Here is a 19604-nt window from a genome sequence, read left to right as displayed (position 1 = left end):
ACCGCAGGTCCGGCGCCCTCACCTGCCCGCACGCCACCTCTGTGCTTCTGGTCACATGGTCATCACCTTCTGCTATTTACTAGGACGTCCTACTATCTCTAGAGCCAGAGCTCCCCCGATCTGTCCGGGAAGGCCCCGATGAGCGACCTGCACCGTCCCGTACATCCTGTCCGCTTGGTCACCGCGTCCGCCCTGTTCGACGGGCACGACGCGTCGATCAACATCATGCGGCGGATCTTCCAGTCCCAGGGCGCCGAGGTGATCCACCTGGGACACAACCGGTCGGTACAGGAGGTCGTGGACGCGGCACTGGAGGAGGACGCCCACGGTGTGGCGGTCTCGTCCTACCAGGGCGGACATGTCGAGTACTTCGAGTACCTGGTCGAGTCGCTGCGCGCGCAGGGAGCGGACCACGTCCGTGTGGTGGGCGGTGGCGGCGGCGTGATCGTTCCCGAGGAGATCACCCGGCTGCGCGGGAACGGGGTGACCATCTTCTCTCCCGAGGACGGGCAACGGATGGGCCTCGCCGGGATGGTCAACTCGGTCGTGCGGGACTGTGACTTCGACCTGTGGGACGGCAAGCCCGCCGACGCGTCCGCCGTGCTGGCCGGCGACCGGTTCGCGATCGCCCGCGCCATCACCGGCGCCGAACTCGGCAAGCTGCCGAAGGACTTCCTGGAGCAACTGGGTGCCACCGCCCGGCCGGTTCCGGTACTCGGCATCACCGGCACCGGAGGGTCGGGGAAGTCGTCGCTGACCGACGAGTTGGTGCGCCGCTTCCGTGTGGACCAGCAGGACAAACTGCGGATCGCGGTGATCGCGGTCGACCCGACCCGACGCCGTGGTGGCGGAGCGCTGCTCGGTGACCGGATCCGGATGAACTCCCTCGACGGAAGCCGGGTGTTCTTCCGGAGCCTGGCCACCCGTGGCAGTCACGAGCTGCCCGAGCACCTGTCCGACGTGATCGGCGTGGTGAAGGCCGCCGGATTCGACCTGGTGATCGTGGAGACGCCGGGTATCGGACAAGGCGACGCGGCGATCGTGCCGTTCGTCGACACCTCGCTGTACGTGATGACGCCGGAGTTCGGTGCCGCCTCGCAGCTGGAGAAGATCGACATGCTCGACTTCGCCGACGTGGTGGCGATCAACAAGTTCGAGCGGCGCGGAGCCAAGGACGCGATGCGCGACGTGGGCCGCCAACTGGTCCGCAACCGCGAGGCGTTCGGCATGAGGCCGGAGGACATGCCGGTGTACGGCACGTCGGCGGCGACCTTCAACGACGACGGCGTCACCGCCCTGCACCAGCACCTGAAGACCGTGCTCGCCGAGAAGGGGCTGCCCTTGTCGGAGGGTGCCCTGGCGCCGGTCGACGTCCGCCATTCCTCCGGCATCCGGCAGGTGGTGCCGGCGGACCGGGTGCGCTACCTCGCCGAGATCACCGACACCGTCCACGCCTACCACACCGCGACCGGTCAACTGGCCGAAGCGGCACGGCGGGTGCAGCGCCTGGAGTCGGTCAAGGGCGAGCTCGTCGAGGCCGGCTCCGACGCCGGAAACGTGCAGGCGCTGCTAGACGACGCCCACAGGCAGCTCCCGCAGGACATCAGCGAGCAGATAGCGAAGTGGCCCGCCGTCATCGCCGCCTACTCCGGTGACGAGCAGGTGGTGAAGGTCCGCGACAAGGAGATCCGCACCAAGCTGACCCGCGAGTCACTCTCCGGCAACAAGATCCCCCGCGTCGCGCTGCCCCGTTTCACCGACCACGGGGAACTCGTGGGGTTCTGGCGCCGGGAGAACCTGCCCGGCCACTTCCCTTTCACCGCAGGGGTGTTCCCCTTCAAGCGCGACAACGAGGACCCGGCACGGATGTTCGCCGGCGAGGGTGACCCGTTCCGCACCAACCGGCGCTTCAAGCTGCTCTCCGAGGGCCAGCCGGCCACCCGCCTGTCCACCGCCTTCGACTCCGTCACCCTCTACGGCCGTGACCCGGACGAACGCCCCGACATCTACGGCAAGGTCGGCACCTCCGGCGTCTCGGTGGCCACGCTCGACGACATGAAGGCGCTCTACGACGGCTTCGACCTGGTCGCGCCGACGACCTCGGTCTCGATGACGATCAACGGGCCCGCGCCGACCATCCTGGCCTTCTTCCTCAACACCGCCATCGACCAGCAGAACGACCGCTTCCGGGCCGCCGAGGGCCGCGACCCCTCACCGGAGGAGGCGACCGAACTGCGCGCACACGCCCTGGCGAACGTGCGCGGCACGGTGCAGGCCGACATCCTCAAGGAGGACCAGGGCCAGAACACCTGCCTGTTCTCCACCGAGTTCTCCCTGCGGATGATGGCCGACATCCAGGAGTGGTTCATCGCCCACAAGGTCCGCAACTTCTACTCGGTGTCCATCTCCGGCTACCACATCGCCGAAGCCGGCGCGAACCCCATCAGCCAGCTCGCCTTCACCCTGGCCAACGGCTTCACCTACGTCGAGGCCTACCTGGCCCGTGGCATGCGCATCGACGACTTCGCGCCCAACCTGTCGTTCTTCTTCTCCAACGGCATGGACCCCGAGTACTCCGTCCTGGGCCGCGTCGCCCGGCGCATCTGGGCCGTCGCGATGAAGGAGAAGTACGGCGCGGGCGACCGTTCCCAGAAGCTGAAGTACCACGTGCAGACCTCCGGGCGCTCCCTGCACGCGCAGGAGATGGACTTCAACGACATCCGCACCACCCTCCAGGCGCTCATCGCCATCTACGACAACTGCAACAGCCTGCACACCAACGCCTACGACGAGGCCGTCACCACCCCCACCGAGGACTCCGTCCGACGGGCCCTGGCCATCCAGCTGATCATCAACCGGGAGTGGGGCCTCGCGATGAACGAGAACCCCCTCCAGGGCTCCTTCGTCATCGACGAACTCACCGACCTGGTCGAGGAAGCCGTCCTCCAGGAGTTCGAGCGGATCAGCGAACGCGGCGGTGTGCTCGGCGCCATGGAGACGGGCTACCAGCGAGGCCGTATCCAGGACGAGTCGATGCTCTACGAGCAGCGCAAGCACGACGGCACCCTGCCCATCATCGGCGTCAACACCTTCCGCAACCCGCACGCGGACACCGCCGAACCCGGCACCATCGAACTCGCCCGCGCCACGGAGGACGAAAAGCAGTCCCAGCTGGAGCGCGTGCGTACCTACCAGGCCTCCCACCAGGAGCCGGCCCACGCAGCCCTGGCCGCCCTCAAGGACGCGGCGATGGAAGGCGGGAACGTCTTCGCCGTCCTGATGGACGCCGCCCGGGTCTGCTCACTGCAGCAGATCACCGACGCGTTCTTCGAGGTCGGCGGCCAGTACCGCCGTAACGTCTGACCCAACGAACAGGACAACAGATGGATCCCGTCACCCGTCTCGGCGTCGTCGGCTGCGGCCTCATGGGCTCCGGCATCGCCGAAGTCGCCGCCCGCAGCGGCATCGACGTCCGCGTCGCCGAAGCCACCCCCGACGCGGTCGAGGCAGGCCGCCGCCGTATCACCGCGTCCCTCGACCGAGCGGTGCGCCGCGGCAAACTCGGCGAGGAGCAACGCGAACAGGCCCTCGCCCGGCTCTCCTACACCCACGACCTCGGCGACCTGGCCGACCGCCAGTTCGTCATCGAGGCCGTCGCCGAGAACCGCGACATCAAGACCGACATCCTGCAGAAGCTGGACAAGACGCTGGAGGACCCGGCGGCGGTCCTGGCCACCAACACATCGTCGATCCCCATCGTCGACCTCGCTGTCGTGACCGAACGGCCCGGCCAGGTCATCGGCATGCACTTCTTCAACCCCGTGCCGGTGCAGCAGTTGGTCGAGCTCATCCCCGCCCTCACCACCGCCCCGGACACGATCCAGCGCACCCGCGACCTGGCCGCGGCGCTCGGCAAGCAGCCCATCCAGGCACCCGACCGCTCCGGCTTCGTCGTCAACGCCCTCCTCGTTCCCTACCTGCTCAGCGCGGTCCGCATGGTGGAGTCCGGTGCCGCGCGCCCCGACGACATCGACCAGGGCATGGAACTCGGCTGCGCCCACCCCATGGGCCCGCTCCGCCTGCTCGACCTCATCGGCCTGGACACCGCCCAGGCCGTCGCCGAGTCCATGTACGAGGAGTTCAAGGAGCCGCTCTACGCGCCCCCCGCCCTGTTGCGCCGCATGGTCGCCGCCGGCCACCTCGGACGCAAGAGCGGTCGCGGGTTCTATGCGTACGACTCCTCGGTTCCGGGCGGCTGAGGTCGTAGGGCCTGCTCACCGCAGCCGGCGGAAGAGCGCGGCCGGTGCCTGTCCATGGCCGACGCGCATCGCGACGATCCCGAGTTCGAGGCCTGGTGACCAGCGCCGCGGTGTTCGTCCTGCATCTGGTGCAGTCCTCCCCCAGCATGCTCACCGAGCAGACCGTCTATCTCAGCGCCTCCGGCCTCGCCGGCACAGTCCGCTTCGTCGTCCTGCCCAACTGGCCGTACCGTACCTGCGAACGCATTCGGGTGGGTGGCACTTGCCACCCACCCGAATGCGTCTGCGTCGGCGCGCCCGCAGGACTTCCTCAGGACTGCGGACGGCTACCGTGGTTCGCGCCGTTCTTGCGGCGGGCCCTCTTCTTGCGACGTCGCTTCGACGACATCGAACCTCCTCTTTTCTAGCTTTGGCCACTATCCACCGGATTGTCGCCTCTGGTGACTACAGAGCCCCTTTCCAGCCGACGCGACGGCAAACACACACGATGCGGATGCACATGGGTGGCCTGCGTCAAGGTTGTGGACCGACTTGGCTCGTCGGACGGCTCGACGGCGGAGGCACACCGTTCGGGCGGACGTGCCGCCGCACCGCCAGCAGGTCTGCGGACTTCTCGGGCTGGACCGGAGTCGCGGGTCCCGCCACCGAGCCGGCCACCGTCCGTCCATCGATGTGCGCCGAACATCACCGTGCACCGTCGCGCACACCGCGTGGTCCCCGAACTGGGTTCCAGGCCGCTTCAGAAGAGGGCCCTACACCGGCTGCCTCTTGAGTTGCCGATACATGGATGCGGATCGTGCCCCGTGTGGTGCCTCGTCAGTCCGCCCGCACCGGATGCGTGAGGTTCGCTCCGGTGGCCGGGTCGAACACGTGGGCCTTGGCCATGTCGACCTGCAGCTCTACCGGTTCGCCCTCGCGGGCGCGCGTGGCGGCGTCCAGGCGGGCCACGATGTGATCGGCGTCGGCGCCGGTATCGCGCAGGCCCGAGTCCTTGGCGAGCTCCTCCAGTTCGGTGGTCCTCGCGGGCCCGCCCTCCGCGGTGAAGTAGACGTACACGTCGGAGCCCAGCGACTCCAGTACCTCCACGGTGGCGGTGTAGACCGGGCCCGTCCGGTCCCGGTCGTGGGACACGGCCACGTCCTCGAATGCCTCCGGTCGTAGCCCGACGATGACCTCGCGGGGCGCGTTCTGCCTTTCCAGCTCCTGCCTCGTACGGCCGTCGAGAGTCAGGTCGCCCAGCGGCGAGCGCAGGGCACCGCCCTCCAACGTGGCGTTCAGGAAGTTCATCGCCGGGGAGCCGATGAATCCCGCGACGAAGATGTTGCGCGGCCAGTCGTACAGTTCGGCAGGTGTGCCGATCTGCTGGACCAGGCCCTGTCTCATGACCACGACGCGGTCACCGAGCGTCATCGCCTCGGTCTGGTCGTGGGTGACGTACACGGTGGTGGTGCCGAGGCGCCGCTGCAGCCGGGAGATCTGAGTGCGCATCTGCACCCGGAGTTTGGCGTCCAGGTTGGACAGCGGCTCGTCCATCAGGAACGCCTTGGGATCACGGACGATCGCCCGCCCCATGGCCACCCGTTGGCGCTGACCACCCGAGAGGTTGGCGGGCTTGCGGTCCAGGTGCTCGGTGAGGTCGAGGATCCGGGCGGCTTCCGTCACCTTGGCGTTGATGGTGTCCTTGTCCACCTTGGCCAGGCGCAGCGGGAACCCCATGTTCTCCCGGACGTTCATGTGCGGGTACAGGGCATAGCTCTGGAACACCATGGCGACGTCGCGTTCCTTGGGAGGCAGGTCGTTGACGACTCGCTCTCCGATGCGCAGGGTGCCCTCGGTGATGTCCTCAAGTCCGGCGATCATGTTCAGGGTGGTGGACTTGCCGCAGCCCGACGGCCCTACCAGGATCACGAACTCGCCGTCGGCGATCTCGAGGTCCACGTCCTTCACGGCGAGGGCCCCGTCGGGAAAGCGCTTGGTCACTCCCTCGAGGATGATCTCGGCCATGGATGGTGCCTCCTTGCCTTCATGCCTTTCGGTTCCGAGCCCTGCGGTCGGTGTCTCGGACCGGTGGCCGGTCTGCCGCGGTCGGCCCGTTCACCCCTTGACTGCCCCGGAGGTCAGTCCGGCGACGATCCGCCGCTGGAAGAACAGGACGAAAACGATGATCGGGATGGTGATGACCACAGCGGCGGCGGCGATCGACCCTGTGGGCTGCTGGAACTGGGAGCTCCCGGTGAAGAACGCGATCGCGGCCGGCACCGTGCGCGCGGACTCGGTGGACGTCAGCGAGATCGCGAACAGGAAGTCGTTCCAGCAGAAGATGAACACGAGAATCGCCGTGGTGAACACGCCCGGCGCGGCCAGCGGCACGATCACCCTCCGGAAGGCCTGCGCGGGCGTCGCCCCGTCGACCTTGGCGGCCTTCTCCAGATCCCAGGGGATCTCCCGGAAGAACGCCGACAGGGTGTAGATCGCGAGCGGCAGCGAGAAGGTCATGTACGGGATGATCAGCCCGATCCAGGTGTCGAAGATCCCGATGATCCGCTCGATGTTGAACAGGGGTGACACCAGGGAGATCGGGGGGAACATGGCGATCAGCAGTGACATGCCGATGAGCACCCGCTTGCCGGGGAAGCGCAGCCTGGCCACCGCATAGGCGGCCATGGTGCCAAGCGCCACGGCGATCACCGTGGAGATCAGGGCGATACCGATCGAGTTGATCAGTGCGCGGGTGAACTCGGAGGTCTTGAAGATCCCGCTGTAGTTCTCCCAGGTCCATTCCCTGGGGATGTAGTCGCCGTCCGTCAGGGTGCTGGGCTTCTTGAACGACAGCGCGGCGATCCACCACACCGGGAACAGTGCGTACAGGACCACCACCACGTTCACGACGCCCCATCGGGCTGCGTGCGTCCTTCCCACGGCGGCCATCAGCGCTTCACCTCCGCACCGGGTGCCGCCGCGCCGAACAGTTTGACGAAGGCGAAGGCGATGATCCCCACGCAGATGAAGATCAGGACCGAGATCGCCGACCCGATGCCCAGGTTCAGCGCGGTGAACAGGTTGTCGTAACCGAGGATCGACAGGGAGCCGGTCCCCTGTGCCCCCGCGGTCAGGATGTAGATGTTGTCGAAGATGCGGAAGGCGTCCAGGGTGCGGAAGAGCAGCGCGACCAGGATGGCCGGCTTCATCAGCGGCAGCATGATCTTGACGAAGCGCTGCCAGGGCGTGGCACCGTCGACCATGGCCGCCTTCAGGGTCTCCTCGGGGACCAGGGCGAGACCCGCGAGCAGCAGCAGGGCCATGAACGGCGTCGTCTTCCACACCTCGGCGAGGACGATCAGCCACAGGGCCGGCCACTGCTCGGTCAGCGGGGCGTCGCCGCTGGGCAGCAGCTCTGCGAGGTACCCGAGGTCCGGGGTCCAGGCGTACTGCCAGGAGAAGGCGGCGACGACGGTGACGATCCCGTACGGGATGAGGACCGCGGTGCGCACGGTGCCGCGCCAGAAGATCGTCCGGTGCATCACCAGGGCGAGCGCCATGCCGAGGGCCAGTTCGATGATCACGGACACGCCGGTGATGAACACCGTGACCCAGAAGGCGTCCCACCAGAACGGGGAGGACAGCACCGATCCGTAGTTGCTCAGGCCCACGAACTTCGCCTGTCCTGGGAAGCGCAGGTCGTACCGCTGGAGGGACAGGTAGACGGCGTACCCGATGGGGTAGGCGGTCACGGCGATCATCACGACGACGGCGGGCGCGCAGAGCAGCCAGCCGAGCCGCCGCTCCTGCCGGGCGCCCGCCGAGAGTGCCGCCCGGTCCGGCCCCGCCTGCTCCGTCTCCGCCTCGGGCGGCGGGGTTCCGGCCGGTTGTGCCCGCGTGCTCATCTCGGGCCTTCCGAGGACGAGGCCCGCGCACCGCGGCGCAGACTGACGGAGTGGTGCGGGAGGTGGTGGTTCACGGGATCACACCCTCGGATCGCAGGGCATCGTCGATCTGTTCCCTGATGGTGTTGACCGAGCTCTCCGGTTTGATCCCGGACGGCGGAGACAGCGTGTGGGAGACCGCGATCGACACGTTCTGGTAGGCCGGAGTGATCGGGCGCACGCTCGCCGACTGCAGGGCGGCCAGCACTTCCCGGGAGAAGGGGTACGCCTTCATGAAAGCGGGCTCGTCGTACAGGGCGCGCAGGGTGGGCGGCAGGCCGCCCTCGAGGGCGGCGGTGAGCTGGTTCTCCCGGTTGCGCAGGCACAGGGCGGCCTCGAAGGCCAGGTCGGGGTGGCGAGAGTAGGCGCTCACGGCCAGATCGATGCCGCCGATGGTGGGCCTCGCCGGGCGGTTGGCGTCGACCCGCGGGTACGGTGCCCAGCGGAAGTTCTTGAACAGTGCGGGGTTGTTGGCCTTCATCGACGGATAGACGAACGGGTAGTTGAGCTCGAACGCCGCCGCCCCCGACTCCATGGCGAGGCGGTTCTGGTCCTCCATCTGGTTGGGCAGGGAGGGGTCCGCGGCCGGGGACTTCGCCAGATCACGCATGACCGCCGCGGCCCGCACAGCAGGAGGGCCGAGAGAGGGCTCGGTCGCGCTCGCGTTGAGGATGGAGCCGCCCGCACTGTTGATCAGCGTGTTGAACCAGACGGTCAGGCCCTCGTACTGGGCGCCCTGGATCTCCACGAAGTGCGGTTTGCCCTGCCGGGCGAGGGCGCCGGCCATGTCCAGCATCTCGGCCCAGGTCCTGGGTGGGGTGGGCACCAGGTCCTTGCGGTACCACAGGAGCTGGGTGTTGGTGTTGTACGGGACGGCGTACAGCTTGCCCTTCCAGGTCGAGGTCTGCAGCGGTACGCGCAGGGTGCCCTTGATGGCCTGCCGCCTCGCCGCCCCCGTCCATTCCCGGATCCAGCGAGCCTCGGCGAACTCCGCCGCCCAGGTGACGTCCAGGCCCAGGATGTCGAGCGAGTCGTCCTCGGCGGCGAGCCTGCGGACAAGCTGCTGGCGCTGGCCGTCCGCGGCCCGCGGGAGCTTGTTGTAGCTGATCCTGTAGCGGCCGCCCGACGCCTGGCTGCACCGGTCGGCCGCCTTCTGGAGCGCACCGGAGTCGTCGGGGAAGTTGTACCAGTTGAGGGTGGGCCTACCGGAACCCTCGTCGCTGCCACAAGCGGCGAGCGCTGACGCCAGCAACGGCAGTACGGCGAACGCCCGCAGCCAACGCGTCCTTCTGGGACGTCCCTTCTGGCCTGAAACGGGCCGGCAGCCGCACGTCGGGTGCACGCGCTCCACACCTCGCTTCCGGACAGTGGCGCGGTCGGACCGCGCAGCGGTTCCCTCACGGCGAACACTAAGTGGCACATAAAGCAAGATCAAGCACATATCGTATCTAATAACCCAAACAGGCCTACCGAGTTCGACCGCCGGGCATCTAGGACGAGAGCGCCGGGCGGAGTAGGCGGCAGGTTCTCGGGGGTGGCCGCCGGGAAGTCGCGGGCGGTGCCGACCGGTGCGGAAAGCAGGCAAGTCAACGGGGGTCGCACGGCGCACGTCGACCGGGTCGAGGTGCGCTACAGCCCGTCAAGTGCGCTGGTCCTCAACGGGCCCCGAACCGGTCCCGAAAAATGATCAAGGGCCGTTTCAGATTCCTCTGAAACGGCCCCGGACCCGCGACTTCGTAAAGTCGGGACGACAGGATTTGAACCTGCGACCCCTTGACCCCCAGTCAAGTGCGCTACCAAGCTGCGCCACGTCCCGATGCGCTCGCACGGTCGCCCGTGTGAGCGCGCGGGTCAACCCTACCCCATACGCGTACGTCAGCCGCGCGCGCCGGGAGCCGCGGCCACCTGCGCCTCCGCGGCGGCGTCACCCGCGGCGAGGGGGCGGCCCGTCACACGACCGCCGGGCCGGACCGGCACCAGCAGCGCGGCCAGCGCCGCGGCCAGGCAGAGCACGGCGAGCAGGGTGAAGCCGTGGGTGTAGCCGGAGGCGTACGGCAGGCCGGAGGGCTGGAGGCGGCCGGTGACCAGGACGCTGGTGACCGCGGCGCCGATGGAGCCGCCGATGGTGCGGATGTTGGCGTTCATGCCGGTGGCCGCGCCGGTCTGGTCGGCGGGGACACTGCCCACGATCAGGTTGGCCATGGAGGCGAAGGCGAGGCCGATACCGAGGCCGAACAGTCCCGCGACGAGGGCGATCTGCCATTGCTCGTCGTGCCAGAGGGCGAGGATGCCGCAGGCGAGCGCGCCGAGCGCGGCGCCGGCCGTCAGGAGGACCTTGGCGCCGAGGACCGGCTCCAGTCGGCCGCTGAGCACGCCGGAGAGGAACATCGCGATCAGCATCGGCAGCATGAGCAGTCCGGTGGCGGTGACGCTCGCGCCGAAGCCGTACCCGGCCGACGACGGGGTCTGTACGAAACCGGGCAGGAAGGACCAGATCGCGTACATGCCGGCGCCGAAGAGGAACGCGGCGGTGTTGGTGGTCCACACGGCCGGCAGGCGCATGACCCGCAGGTCGATCAGCGGGGTGCGGGAGCGGGCCTCGGCGGCGAGCCACAGCGCGAACAGGACGACCGCGGCGGCGAACAGACCGAGCACCCGCGCCGAGCCCCAGCCCCACACGGCCGCCTGGCTGAGCGGCAGCAGCAGGGCGACCAGCCAGGCCGACAGCAGTGCGGCACCGAGCCAGTTGACCTGCCCCTGCGCCCGGGTGGGCGACTCGGGTACGTATCGCACGGCGATGATCGTGGCGGCCGTCACGATGGCGACCGGAATCCAGAACAGCCACCGGTAGTCCAGCGCGGTGACGATGGGTCCGGCGGCGACCATGCCGACGCCGCCGCCCGCCGCGATCACGGCGGACAGGTTGCTGATGCTGCCGCCCACCTCCGAGGGGGCGAACTCGTCCCGGATGATGCCGAAGGAGAGGGGGACCAAGGCGCCGCCGACGCCCTGGACGACCCTGGCGACGATCAGGACGCCGATGCTCGGCGCGAGCGCGGCGAGCAGACAGCCGACCGCCACGGTCATCAGAACGGCGACGAGGGTGCGCTTCTTGCCGATCAGGTCGCCGACCCGGCCGAGGATCGGGGTGAAGATCGAGGCGGACAGCAGATAGGCGGTCATCACCCAGGTCGCGGTGGACTGGGAGGTGTGCAGCGCGTGCTGGACGGTCGGCAGGGCCGGCGCAATCAGCGACTGCAGCATGGAGAACACACCGGCGCCGGCCGCGAGGACGGCGAAGGTGAGACGGGTGGACTTGCTGGGCATGGGAGGTGCCTCTCCGAACACGGGGTGCGGCCGAAGCCTCGACCCACGGTCGTGCGGGCCCGGAGTGCGCCGGGGGCGCCACGGGGACGGCCGTGGTGAGCGGTCGCGGAAAGGTGGTGGACCCTCGGGCGACGCACGCGCGGGCCCGCGGTCAGTACGGGAACGGGACTGCGGGGTGTCGTCCCGTCGCCGATGCGTGCGGCCGCACGCATCCACGGCGAGCGCACCCCGCACTGCTAAAGTGGAGGTACCCCTCCACTGTAGCGGAGGCGTACCTCCGCTTCAACCTCGTCCCCGCCCGGGAGGCAGCCGTGACCGCCCAGTCGTTCCCCGTCAGCGAGATCGTCGCGTCCCGGCGACCGCACCGGAAGGACGCCGCCCGCAACTACGACGCCCTGCTGGCCGCCGCCCGCGACGCGTTCGCGGAGCACGGCGCGGAGGCCTCCCTGGAGGACGTCGCCCGGCGCGCGGGCGTCGGCATCGGCACGCTGTACCGGAACTTCCCCACCCGCCGCCACCTCTTCGAGAGTGTCTACGCGGACGAGGTCAACGCCCTGTGCCAGGTCGCCGAGGAGGTCGCCGACCGGGGCCCCTGGGAAGCCCTGGCGGCCTGGCTGGACCGGTTCGCGGGCTACATGGTCACCAAGCGGGCCGTCCGCGAGGCGCTCAACGACGAGTCGGAGATCTTCGCCGCGTGCCGCGAGTCGATGTACGCGGCCGGCGGCCCGCTGTTCGAACGGGCCCAGAAGGCGGGCGCGGCACGCACCGACATGGGCTTCTCCGACCTGCTGCGGATGGTCGCGGGCATCACCGGCACCGCCTTCGACGACGACGCCCAGCGCGATCGGGTGCTCTGCGTAGCTCTCGACGGCGTGCGCGCCAGGCACTGAGATCAGTTCGGTATGAGACCTGTCTGGTTTCTTATTGCCTGACGCAAGTAAGTTCGGTCACATGTCCCTCCTTGCCCGGCCGACGGTGGCCACCCTCGCCGCCAAGGCGATGCAACGCATGACCGCGCTCGCCGACCGGCGCTCCGGCGGCCGCGGCTCCGCGGCGGCCTCGCACGCACGCTTTCCCGAATTCCCGCGCACGGTACGGGACTTGACCATCCCGACTTCGATCGCGCCGGCCCGGGCGACGGTGTATCTGCCCGCGCCCGCAACAGCCGCCGGGAAGACCTCCGAGGAGATCTCCCAGCAGACCGCGAAGACCGCCCCGCCCGTGCATGTCAACTTCCACGGCGGCGGTTACGTCGTGGCGCTCACCGAACTCGACGACCCCCTGTGCCGTTTCCTGGCGGCGGAAGCCGGGGTGGTGGTGATCAACGTGGACTACGTGGTCGCACCGCAGCACCCGTTCCCTGCGCCGCCCCGGCAGGCCTACGAGATCGTCCGCTGGGTGGCCGAAAACGGCGCCGAGCAGGGCTGGGACGGCGACCGGCTCACGGTGGGCGGGCAGAGCGCCGGTGGCGGGCTCGCGGCGGCCGTGGCCCGGCAGGCGCTGGAGGAGGACGGCCCCTCGATCGCCCTCCAGGTGCTGCACTACCCCCCGCTGGACCTGGCGACCGGTGCCAGGTCCAAGCGCGCCGCCGTGGCCCGGCCGGTGCTGCGGCCCTGGATGGCCGACATCTTCGACACCTCGTACGTCCCGGACGCGCGGCTGCGGACCGACCGGCTGGTGTCGCCCGCCCACCCCTCGGACACCGCGGACCTGACAGGCATCGCCCCGGCCCTCGTCGTCACGGCCGAGTACGACCTGCTGCGGACGGAGGCGGCGAACTACGCCGACCGGCTGCGGAAGACGGGGTCCCTGCTCGGGCACCACGACGTGGCGGGGGCCGACCACGGCTACGACGGCTCGGACGACGAGAAGGCCAGGGAGACGTACACGCTGATCGCACGCCATGTGCGGGAGGCCGTGCACCCGTGAGGCAGCGGATGCCGCGGGCCGTTCGGGGGACGGTCGGCGGCATCCGGCCCTGGTGGTCCGTTCAGGTGGTCGGCGCGGTCGGGGACGATGCCTGACTTCTCGGCGTTCTCGGTGAGTTCGCGCCACACGTTCGGCGCCACCGGGATCCCCGCCCGGCCCGCGCCACCTCCATCTCCACCACGGCGCCGCCCCATCGGGGTGGTCAGTGCGCGCTGACCAGTTCCTGATCGGCGCCGCCCCTCGACGCTTCCTTGGAACCGCGCACCGCGGCGATGCCGATGAAGACCATGGACGACACTCCGGCGAGCGCGAAGGCGGTGAAGCCCCAGTCGCCGTTGCCCGCGGCGAGCAACTGGCCGCCGAGCCAGGGCCCGAAGACGGCGCCGAAGCGGCCCATGCCTGAGGTCCAGCCGACCGCGGTGGCACGGTTGTCGGCGTGGGAGCGGATCGACACCGTCGCGTAGATCATCGTCTGGGCGCTGTTGAGGAACACGCCCGTCAGGAAGACGACGACCATGGTCACGCTCATCGGCATGTGCACGCTGAGCAGGAACACCCCGGCGGCGGTCAGGGCGAACCAGATCGCCGAGATGCGCGGGGCTCCGAAGCGGTCCGCGGCTCGCCCGGCGACCAGCATGCCCACGATGCCGCCGAGGTTGAAGACGACCACGAAGGACAGGGCCGAGCCCAGTTCGTAGCCCTCGGCCCGCATCAGGGTGGGCAGCCAGGTGGCGACGCCGTAGACCAGGAGGAGGCCGCCGAAGGAGGCGAGCCAGTACAGCAGGGTCTGGATCCACTCGCCGCCACGGAAGAGGTCGACCAGGTTGGTCCAGCGGTCGGCCGCGCCCCGCTTGCCCGACTTCGCGGCCGGAAGCTCGACGTCGTAGCGGTCGGCCAGCGTGCGGGCCTCGTCGGTTCGGCCCTTGGCGACCAGGAAGCTCAGCGACTCGGGCAGGAACCTGGCGAGCACCGGGGCGAAGAGCAGCGGGAGCACGCAGACCCAGAAGGCGGCCCGCCAGCCGACCGGGTCGACGAGCCACTTGGCCACATAGGCGGAGAGGATGCCGCCCGCGTGGTGCGCGGTCATCAGGAGGCCTATGACGATGGCGGCGCGGCCGCGCGGGGCGTAGTCGGAGACCATGCTGATCGCGGTGGGCAGCAGGCCGCCGAGGCCGACGCCTGCCAGGGTCCGGCCGAGGCCGAAGACCGCCACGCTGTCCGCCGTCGCGCACACCCCGGAGGCCAGCGAGAAGAGCGTCACGGAGGCGACCATCAGCGTCTTGCGGCCGACCCGGTCGGCGATCGTGCCGGCGGTCAGGGCACCGACCAGCATGCCGAAGGTGGCGTAGCTGCCGAGGTCGCCGGCGGTGTCCGGGGTGAGGCCGAAGGTCTTCGTCTCCAGCAGGTGCGGCAGCACCGAGCCGTAGATGAACATGTCGAGGCCGTCGAAGAGCACGGCCAGCCAGCACAGGCCGACGACCAGCAGGGCCAGTCTGCTGCCGCGGGCGGACGCGGCGGGGGAGGAGGACATCCTTGTATTCCTCTCGTGCGAGCGGGGTCCCCCGACGCTAGAGACGGGCACCGATGGACGTCAACGTTTTTGTCAACAATCTCATCGACAATTGAGTTCCGGGGTGAGGCGTAAGAGGGTGACAGGGGGCGTTACGCGACCGGTGGCGTCCCGTGCGTGTGGAAGGACTCGATGGTCTTCAGGCCCCAGGCCTGCCCTTTCTTCCGCTCCTCCTCGGTCCAGGTGATCAGCGGCCAGTCGGGGGCCAGGACGAGCCGCGTGAGCGGGTTGCACAGCTCGATGCGGTTGCCGCCGGGCTCGTAGACGTACAGGAAGAACGTCTGCTGGATGGCGTGCTTGTGCGGGCCCGTCTCGATGAACACGCCGCTGTCGATCGCGAGGTCGGCCGCGCGCAGGATGTCCTCGCGGGTGTCGGTCGCGAAGGCGATGTGGTGCAACCGCCCGGCGCTGCCGGTCCAGTCCGAGGTGTAGACGACGTCGTACGACTTGTTCGTGTACGTCAGCCAGCGCGCCGCGACCGTGCCCGTGTCCAGCCGGATCTGCTCGGTGGGCCGGGCGCCCAGCACGTCCTGCTGGAACTCGGAGTTGGCGAGCACGTCGGCGGCGAGGAAGTTGATGTGGTCCAGACGCCGTACGCCCACGCCCCGGTTGGGCTTGGCCTGCGGCTGGTTCTTGAGCGCCGGCCTGAGCTCCTCGGGGGCCCGGTAGTGCTCGCTCTCCCAGTACAGGGCGTGCTCGTGGCCGTCCGGGTCGGTGGTGACGTACAGCTTGCCGAGGCCCGGCTCGTCCTCGGCCCAGTGGCCGGTGCCGCCCGCCTCCTCGACCGCCTTGACACGGCGCTCGAGGGCCGCCTCGCTGGAGGTGCGCAGGGCGAGCCGGCCGAGGCCGGGCTGCTCACGGGCGGTGAGCACCAGGCTGTGGTGCTCGTAGTCGTCGAAGGTCCGCAGGTAGACCGTGTCGCCGTTCCGACCGTTGACGGTGAGGCCGAGAAAATCGGTGAAGAAGGCGACGCTGGCGTCCAGGTCCGGGGTGAACAACTGGGCGTGTCCGACATGGGCGATGTCGCCGAGCGGCGGAGTCATCCTTGGCCTCCTTGGGGGTGCGGGGGGATCTCTGCCGTCTCGGCGGACCGGGGGAAGACGAGGCCGTCGAAGATCTTGCGGGCCGTGCGGACCACGGCGGTACGGCGGGCGGTGGGCAGGCCGGCGGGAGTGGTCCCGAGGCTGCTCTCGATGTCCAGGAAACCGGTGGGATGTTCGATGCGAACACGGTCGCTGTCGGCGTCGAGTGCCGCGAGGTCCGCGCCCACACCGCCGTCGATACGCAGGCCGGCCGCCACACTCGCCGCGCCCAGCACCCCGATCGACGGGTGGCAGCGCACCGGAATGAAGGTGCGGGTGGTGATCGCGCCCCCCTCGCGGGGCGGGGCGAGCAGGCTGAGCTTGGGTACGGTGGCGTTCGAGACGTCACCGAGGCCCATCAGGCGGGCCGCCTCCAGACGGATCACGCGCAGCCGGTCGGCCAGCTCCTGGTCGGCCTCCAGTTCGGCGGGCGGCTCATAGCCGGAGACCTTGAGCGAGGCGGCCTCGACGAGGACCGTGGGCATGCCGTTGTCCACGCAGGTCACCGGCGTGCCGTCGATCTCGTCCCGGACGTTGCCGGTGGGCAGCAGCTTCCCGGCGCCGGGTGGGAACTCGATCACGACCGGTGCGGCCGTCCCGGGCACGCCCGAGATCTCGGCGTCCCCGGTGTAGCGCACCCGGCCGCCGGGGGTCGGGAAGGTCGCCGTCGCGTGGTCACCGGTGTTGACCATGCGGATACGGACGGAGGTCCGCTCCTCCCCCGCCGGCACGAGCCCGCGCTCGACGGCGAACGGGCCGACCCCGGCGAGGATGTTCCCGCAGTTCTGACGGTCACTCACCTCAGGCTTGTCGACGCCGACTTGAAGGAACAGATAGTCCACGTCGGCATTCGGGGCGGTCGAGGGCGCGACCACGGCCACCTTGCTGGTGAGCGGGTGGGCGCCGCCCAGGCCGTCGATCTGCCGCTCGTCCGGGCTGCCCATGACGCGCAGCAACAGCGCGTCGCGCGAGGCCGGTTCGGCGGGGAGGTCGTCGGCGAGGAAGTAGGCGCCCTTGGAGGTGCCGCCCCGCATCAGCAGGCAGCGCACCCCGTCGGAATCGCGGGTCACGGCCGCTCCCCCTCGTACTCCTCGTGGGTCTGGTACCGCACGCCGAGACGTCGCAGTGTCTCGCGCAACCCGTAGCGGTCCAGGCCCAGTTGACCGTCGAGGAAGGCGGCACGGGCTCCCGCCTCCTTGGCCTCCCGGGCCTCCGAGGCGCTCACGGTGGCGCGGGCACGCTCGCGCGGGACGACCACCACGCCGTCGTCGTCGGCCAGGATCACGTCGCCGGGGCGGATGACCTGTCCGTCGATCGCGACCGGGACGTTGACCGAACCCCCGGTGGCCTTGACGGTGCCCTGCGCGGAGACCGCCCGGGACCAGGCGGGGAAGCCCATGTCCCGCAGTTCCTGGGTGTCGCGGATACCGGCGTTGATGATCAGGCCGCGCACGCCCCGCTGCCGGAGCGCGGTGGCGAACAGCTCGCCGAACATGCCGTCGGTGGACGGGGAGGTGGTGGTGACGACCAGGAGGTCGCCCTCACCGCACTGCTCCACGGCCGCGTGGATCATGAGGTTGTCCCCGGGCCAGCTGAGCACGGTGACGGCGGCGCCGGCGACTCGTACGCCCTGCTGGACGGGACGGATCTCCGGCCCGAGCAGGCCGGTTCGGCCCAGCGCCTCGCTGACGGTGGCCACGCCGAACCCGGCGAGCGCCTCGACGTCCTTCGGATCGGCCTTCGGCGGGTTGGTGACGATCACGCCGCTCATGCTTCCTCCTTCCGTGGAGCTCCGCCTCGGCTCCGCCGCGGCCACGGGCCCACTCCGTTTCGTTCCCCGGCTCCCCCGCCTCCGCCGCACCTCAACTCGCTCACGCCAGCTCCTTCGCGATCTGCGGGTACGGACGCATGTACGCCTCGGCCATCGTCTTGTGGGCCAGCCCCAGGTTGGGGCCCGCGTTGCGCTTGAGCTGGACGCCCCGGCGCACGGCGAGGTCGGTGTAGTAGTCCCACAGGTGCTGCTGGGCGCCGAGGCACTCCATCGCCTTGCGTTTGGTGTCCCACACCTCGGTGATGTCGAGCAGGACCTCGGGCCTGAACCCGCTCATCTCGGGCTGGTGCGGCTCGAAGTAGAAGACCGGCGGGGCTCCGATGATCTCGCCCTCCCCCGGGTAGCCGATGGCCTGGGCGAGGATCCGGGACTCCAGTGCCATGCGGTTGGCGGCCGGATGGTCGCCGTTGTACGGGTCCTCGACCGGGTGGGTGAGCACGATGTCGGGCTGGGTCTCGCGGTGGAGGGCGACGAGCCGGTCGGTCAACTCGGCGGTGGCCACGAGGGGATAGTCGCCGGCGTCGAAGAAGCGGACCTCGGCACCGAGGGTGGCGGAGGCGCGTTCTGCCTCGTCCCGGCGTATCGCCTTGATCTCGTCCAGTTGCCTGCCCTCGCGCCAGGCCTTGGCGGACTCGCCCCGCTCGCCGAAGGTCAGGCAGGCGATGGTGACCTTCTCCCCGCGGGAGGCGGCCAGGGCGATGGCTCCGCCGGCCCGCCATACGAAGTCCCCGGCGTGCGCGGTGATGACGAGTGTCGATCGTGGGGTGGCGGGCGCGGCGCCTGCGTGCGTCATGGCTCGAATCGCTCTCTGTTCGGGCGGGTCGCCCCTGGGGCGTTCCAGCCGGTGTCGAGCCCGGACCGTGCTCGGCCCTTCGGGCCGCGGCGCGGTCGTGCGTTCGTCACCGGCTCACCCCTTCGGCTCGCTCGCCGGGGTGGACAGGTGTGCGCCCGCCTCGCGCGGCTCAGTCGCGCAGCGCCTCGATCACGCTGGTGAGGTGGGCACGGGCGGCCGTCTCGGCCGCCCGTGGGTCCCTGGCGCTGATCGCCTCGATCATCGCCAGATGCTCCCCCAGGGACTGCTGCGGACGTCCCGGCCTCAGGGCCAACTGGAAGCGGTGGCGGACCAGTTGGGCGTTGAGCCGCTCCAGCAGCTCCAGGGCCGTCCGCTGACCGGAGAACTCCCGGATCCTGGCGTGCAGTTCGTGGTTGAGGTCGGAGTAGGTCACCGGCTCGCCGTCGGCCACGGCCTTGGCCATCGCCGTACCCAGGTCCGTCAGTTGGGCCAGTTGGTCGTCGTCGGCCAGGGTGGCCGCCTTCGCCGCGCACAGCCCTTCGAGGACCATGCGGCACTCGGTGATGGCGACCGCTTCCTCCACGGTCACCACCCGCACCCGCGAGCCACGGTTGCGGATCCGCTCGACGAGGCCCTGGGCCTCCAGATCGATCAGTGCCGCGCGGATGCTCGCCCGTGTCACACCGAACTGCTCGGCGAGTTCGTTCTCCACCAGCCGCTGTGCCGGTGCCATGTCACCGTGCAGGATCGCCTGCCGCAGCTGCGCGAGCGCATGCTGCTTGGCCTGCTCTCCGGTGCTCGGACTGGCTTCCTTCGGCATTGCGCCCTCCCTGAGTGAGTGCCTGTCGAACCTAAATCTAGCCAGACAACATTGTCAACAATTTTGTCCG

At 69.7% G+C, this 19604-nt stretch carries 16 protein-coding genes and 1 tRNA gene; 4 read left to right on the top strand and 13 right to left on the bottom strand.

Annotated elements, in window-relative coordinates:
* The first annotated feature begins 138 nt into the window (after nt 1–138).
* Entirely contained in the window at nt 139–3363 is a 3225-nt protein-coding gene (gene icmF, locus OHA64_RS41490; protein WP_405622338.1) for a fused isobutyryl-CoA mutase/GTPase IcmF, read from the top strand.
* Nucleotides 3364–3383: 20 nt separating this feature from the next.
* Complete coding sequence (locus OHA64_RS41485; protein WP_405622337.1) at nt 3384–4259, top strand: 3-hydroxybutyryl-CoA dehydrogenase; 876 nt, start codon at nt 3384–3386, stop codon at nt 4257–4259.
* Nucleotides 4260–4569: 310 nt separating this feature from the next.
* Here the strand turns inward: OHA64_RS41485 and OHA64_RS41480 are convergent, their stop codons facing one another.
* The 7 genes from OHA64_RS41480 to OHA64_RS41450 form a co-directional block, all read right to left on the bottom strand.
* Complete coding sequence (locus OHA64_RS41480; RefSeq protein ID WP_374104540.1) at nt 4570–4647, bottom strand: 50S ribosomal protein bL37; 78 nt, start codon at nt 4645–4647, stop codon at nt 4570–4572.
* Nucleotides 4648–5075: 428 nt separating this feature from the next.
* The gene (locus OHA64_RS41475; RefSeq protein ID WP_405622336.1) at nt 5076–6263 is read right to left on the bottom strand and encodes an ABC transporter ATP-binding protein; all 1188 of its coding nucleotides are present in this window, start codon (nt 6261–6263) and stop codon (nt 5076–5078) included.
* A 90-nt stretch (nt 6264–6353) separates the two neighbouring features.
* On the bottom strand, nt 6354–7187 hold the full coding sequence (locus OHA64_RS41470; protein ID WP_405622335.1) for a carbohydrate ABC transporter permease: 834 nt from the start codon (nt 7185–7187) through the stop codon (nt 6354–6356).
* A complete protein-coding gene (locus OHA64_RS41465; RefSeq protein ID WP_405622334.1) occupies nt 7187–8143 on the bottom strand; it encodes a carbohydrate ABC transporter permease in 957 nt (318 codons plus the stop codon). The genes OHA64_RS41470 and OHA64_RS41465 overlap by 1 nt, the downstream gene beginning before the upstream one ends.
* A gap of 70 nt (nt 8144–8213) precedes the next feature.
* Nucleotides 8214–9434, bottom strand: coding sequence for an ABC transporter substrate-binding protein (locus OHA64_RS41460; protein ID WP_405622333.1), 1221 nt, complete (start codon nt 9432–9434; stop codon nt 8214–8216).
* A gap of 490 nt (nt 9435–9924) precedes the next feature.
* A tRNA-Pro gene (locus tag OHA64_RS41455) sits at nt 9925–9998 on the bottom strand.
* 59 nt (nt 9999–10057) lie between these two features.
* On the bottom strand, nt 10058–11509 hold the full coding sequence (locus tag OHA64_RS41450) for an MFS transporter (RefSeq protein WP_405622332.1): 1452 nt from the start codon (nt 11507–11509) through the stop codon (nt 10058–10060).
* Nucleotides 11510–11820: 311 nt separating this feature from the next.
* On the opposite strand from OHA64_RS41450, the gene OHA64_RS41445 reads away from it, so the two are divergent.
* Together OHA64_RS41445 and OHA64_RS41440 are read left to right on the top strand one after the other, a co-directional pair.
* On the top strand, nt 11821–12399 hold the full coding sequence (locus OHA64_RS41445) for a TetR/AcrR family transcriptional regulator (RefSeq protein ID WP_405622331.1): 579 nt from the start codon (nt 11821–11823) through the stop codon (nt 12397–12399).
* Between the two features lie 61 nt (nt 12400–12460).
* The gene (locus tag OHA64_RS41440; RefSeq protein ID WP_405622330.1) at nt 12461–13438 is read left to right on the top strand and encodes an alpha/beta hydrolase fold domain-containing protein; all 978 of its coding nucleotides are present in this window, start codon (nt 12461–12463) and stop codon (nt 13436–13438) included.
* 202 nt (nt 13439–13640) lie between these two features.
* Here the strand turns inward: OHA64_RS41440 and OHA64_RS41435 are convergent, their stop codons facing one another.
* The 6 genes from OHA64_RS41435 to OHA64_RS41410 form a co-directional block, all read right to left on the bottom strand.
* Nucleotides 13641–14969: an MFS transporter gene (locus OHA64_RS41435; RefSeq protein WP_405622329.1), complete on the bottom strand. Its 1329-nt coding sequence runs from the start codon at nt 14967–14969 to the stop codon at nt 13641–13643.
* Between the two features lie 131 nt (nt 14970–15100).
* On the bottom strand, nt 15101–16051 hold the full coding sequence (locus OHA64_RS41430) for a catechol 2,3-dioxygenase (protein WP_405622328.1): 951 nt from the start codon (nt 16049–16051) through the stop codon (nt 15101–15103).
* Entirely contained in the window at nt 16048–17124 is a 1077-nt protein-coding gene (locus OHA64_RS41425; protein ID WP_405624333.1) for a 4-oxalomesaconate tautomerase, read from the bottom strand. The genes OHA64_RS41430 and OHA64_RS41425 overlap by 4 nt, the downstream gene beginning before the upstream one ends.
* 32 nt (nt 17125–17156) lie before the next feature.
* Complete coding sequence (locus OHA64_RS41420; protein ID WP_405622327.1) at nt 17157–17861, bottom strand: 4-carboxy-4-hydroxy-2-oxoadipate aldolase/oxaloacetate decarboxylase; 705 nt, start codon at nt 17859–17861, stop codon at nt 17157–17159.
* A 100-nt stretch (nt 17862–17961) separates the two neighbouring features.
* On the bottom strand, nt 17962–18714 hold the full coding sequence (locus tag OHA64_RS41415; protein ID WP_405622326.1) for a PIG-L deacetylase family protein: 753 nt from the start codon (nt 18712–18714) through the stop codon (nt 17962–17964).
* 169 nt (nt 18715–18883) lie between these two features.
* Nucleotides 18884–19534 carry a GntR family transcriptional regulator gene (locus tag OHA64_RS41410; RefSeq protein ID WP_405622325.1) on the bottom strand — a complete coding sequence of 217 codons (651 nt, stop codon included), beginning with the start codon at nt 19532–19534 and terminating at the stop codon, nt 18884–18886.
* Nucleotides 19535–19604: the final 70 nt, after the last annotated feature.

This window comes from Streptomyces sp. NBC_00076 (genome assembly GCF_045041235.1).
Classification (GTDB): domain Bacteria; phylum Actinomycetota; class Actinomycetes; order Streptomycetales; family Streptomycetaceae; genus Streptomyces.
The sequence above is the reverse complement of the archived record's forward strand: the minus strand, read 5'-3'. Positions and strand labels throughout refer to the sequence as shown.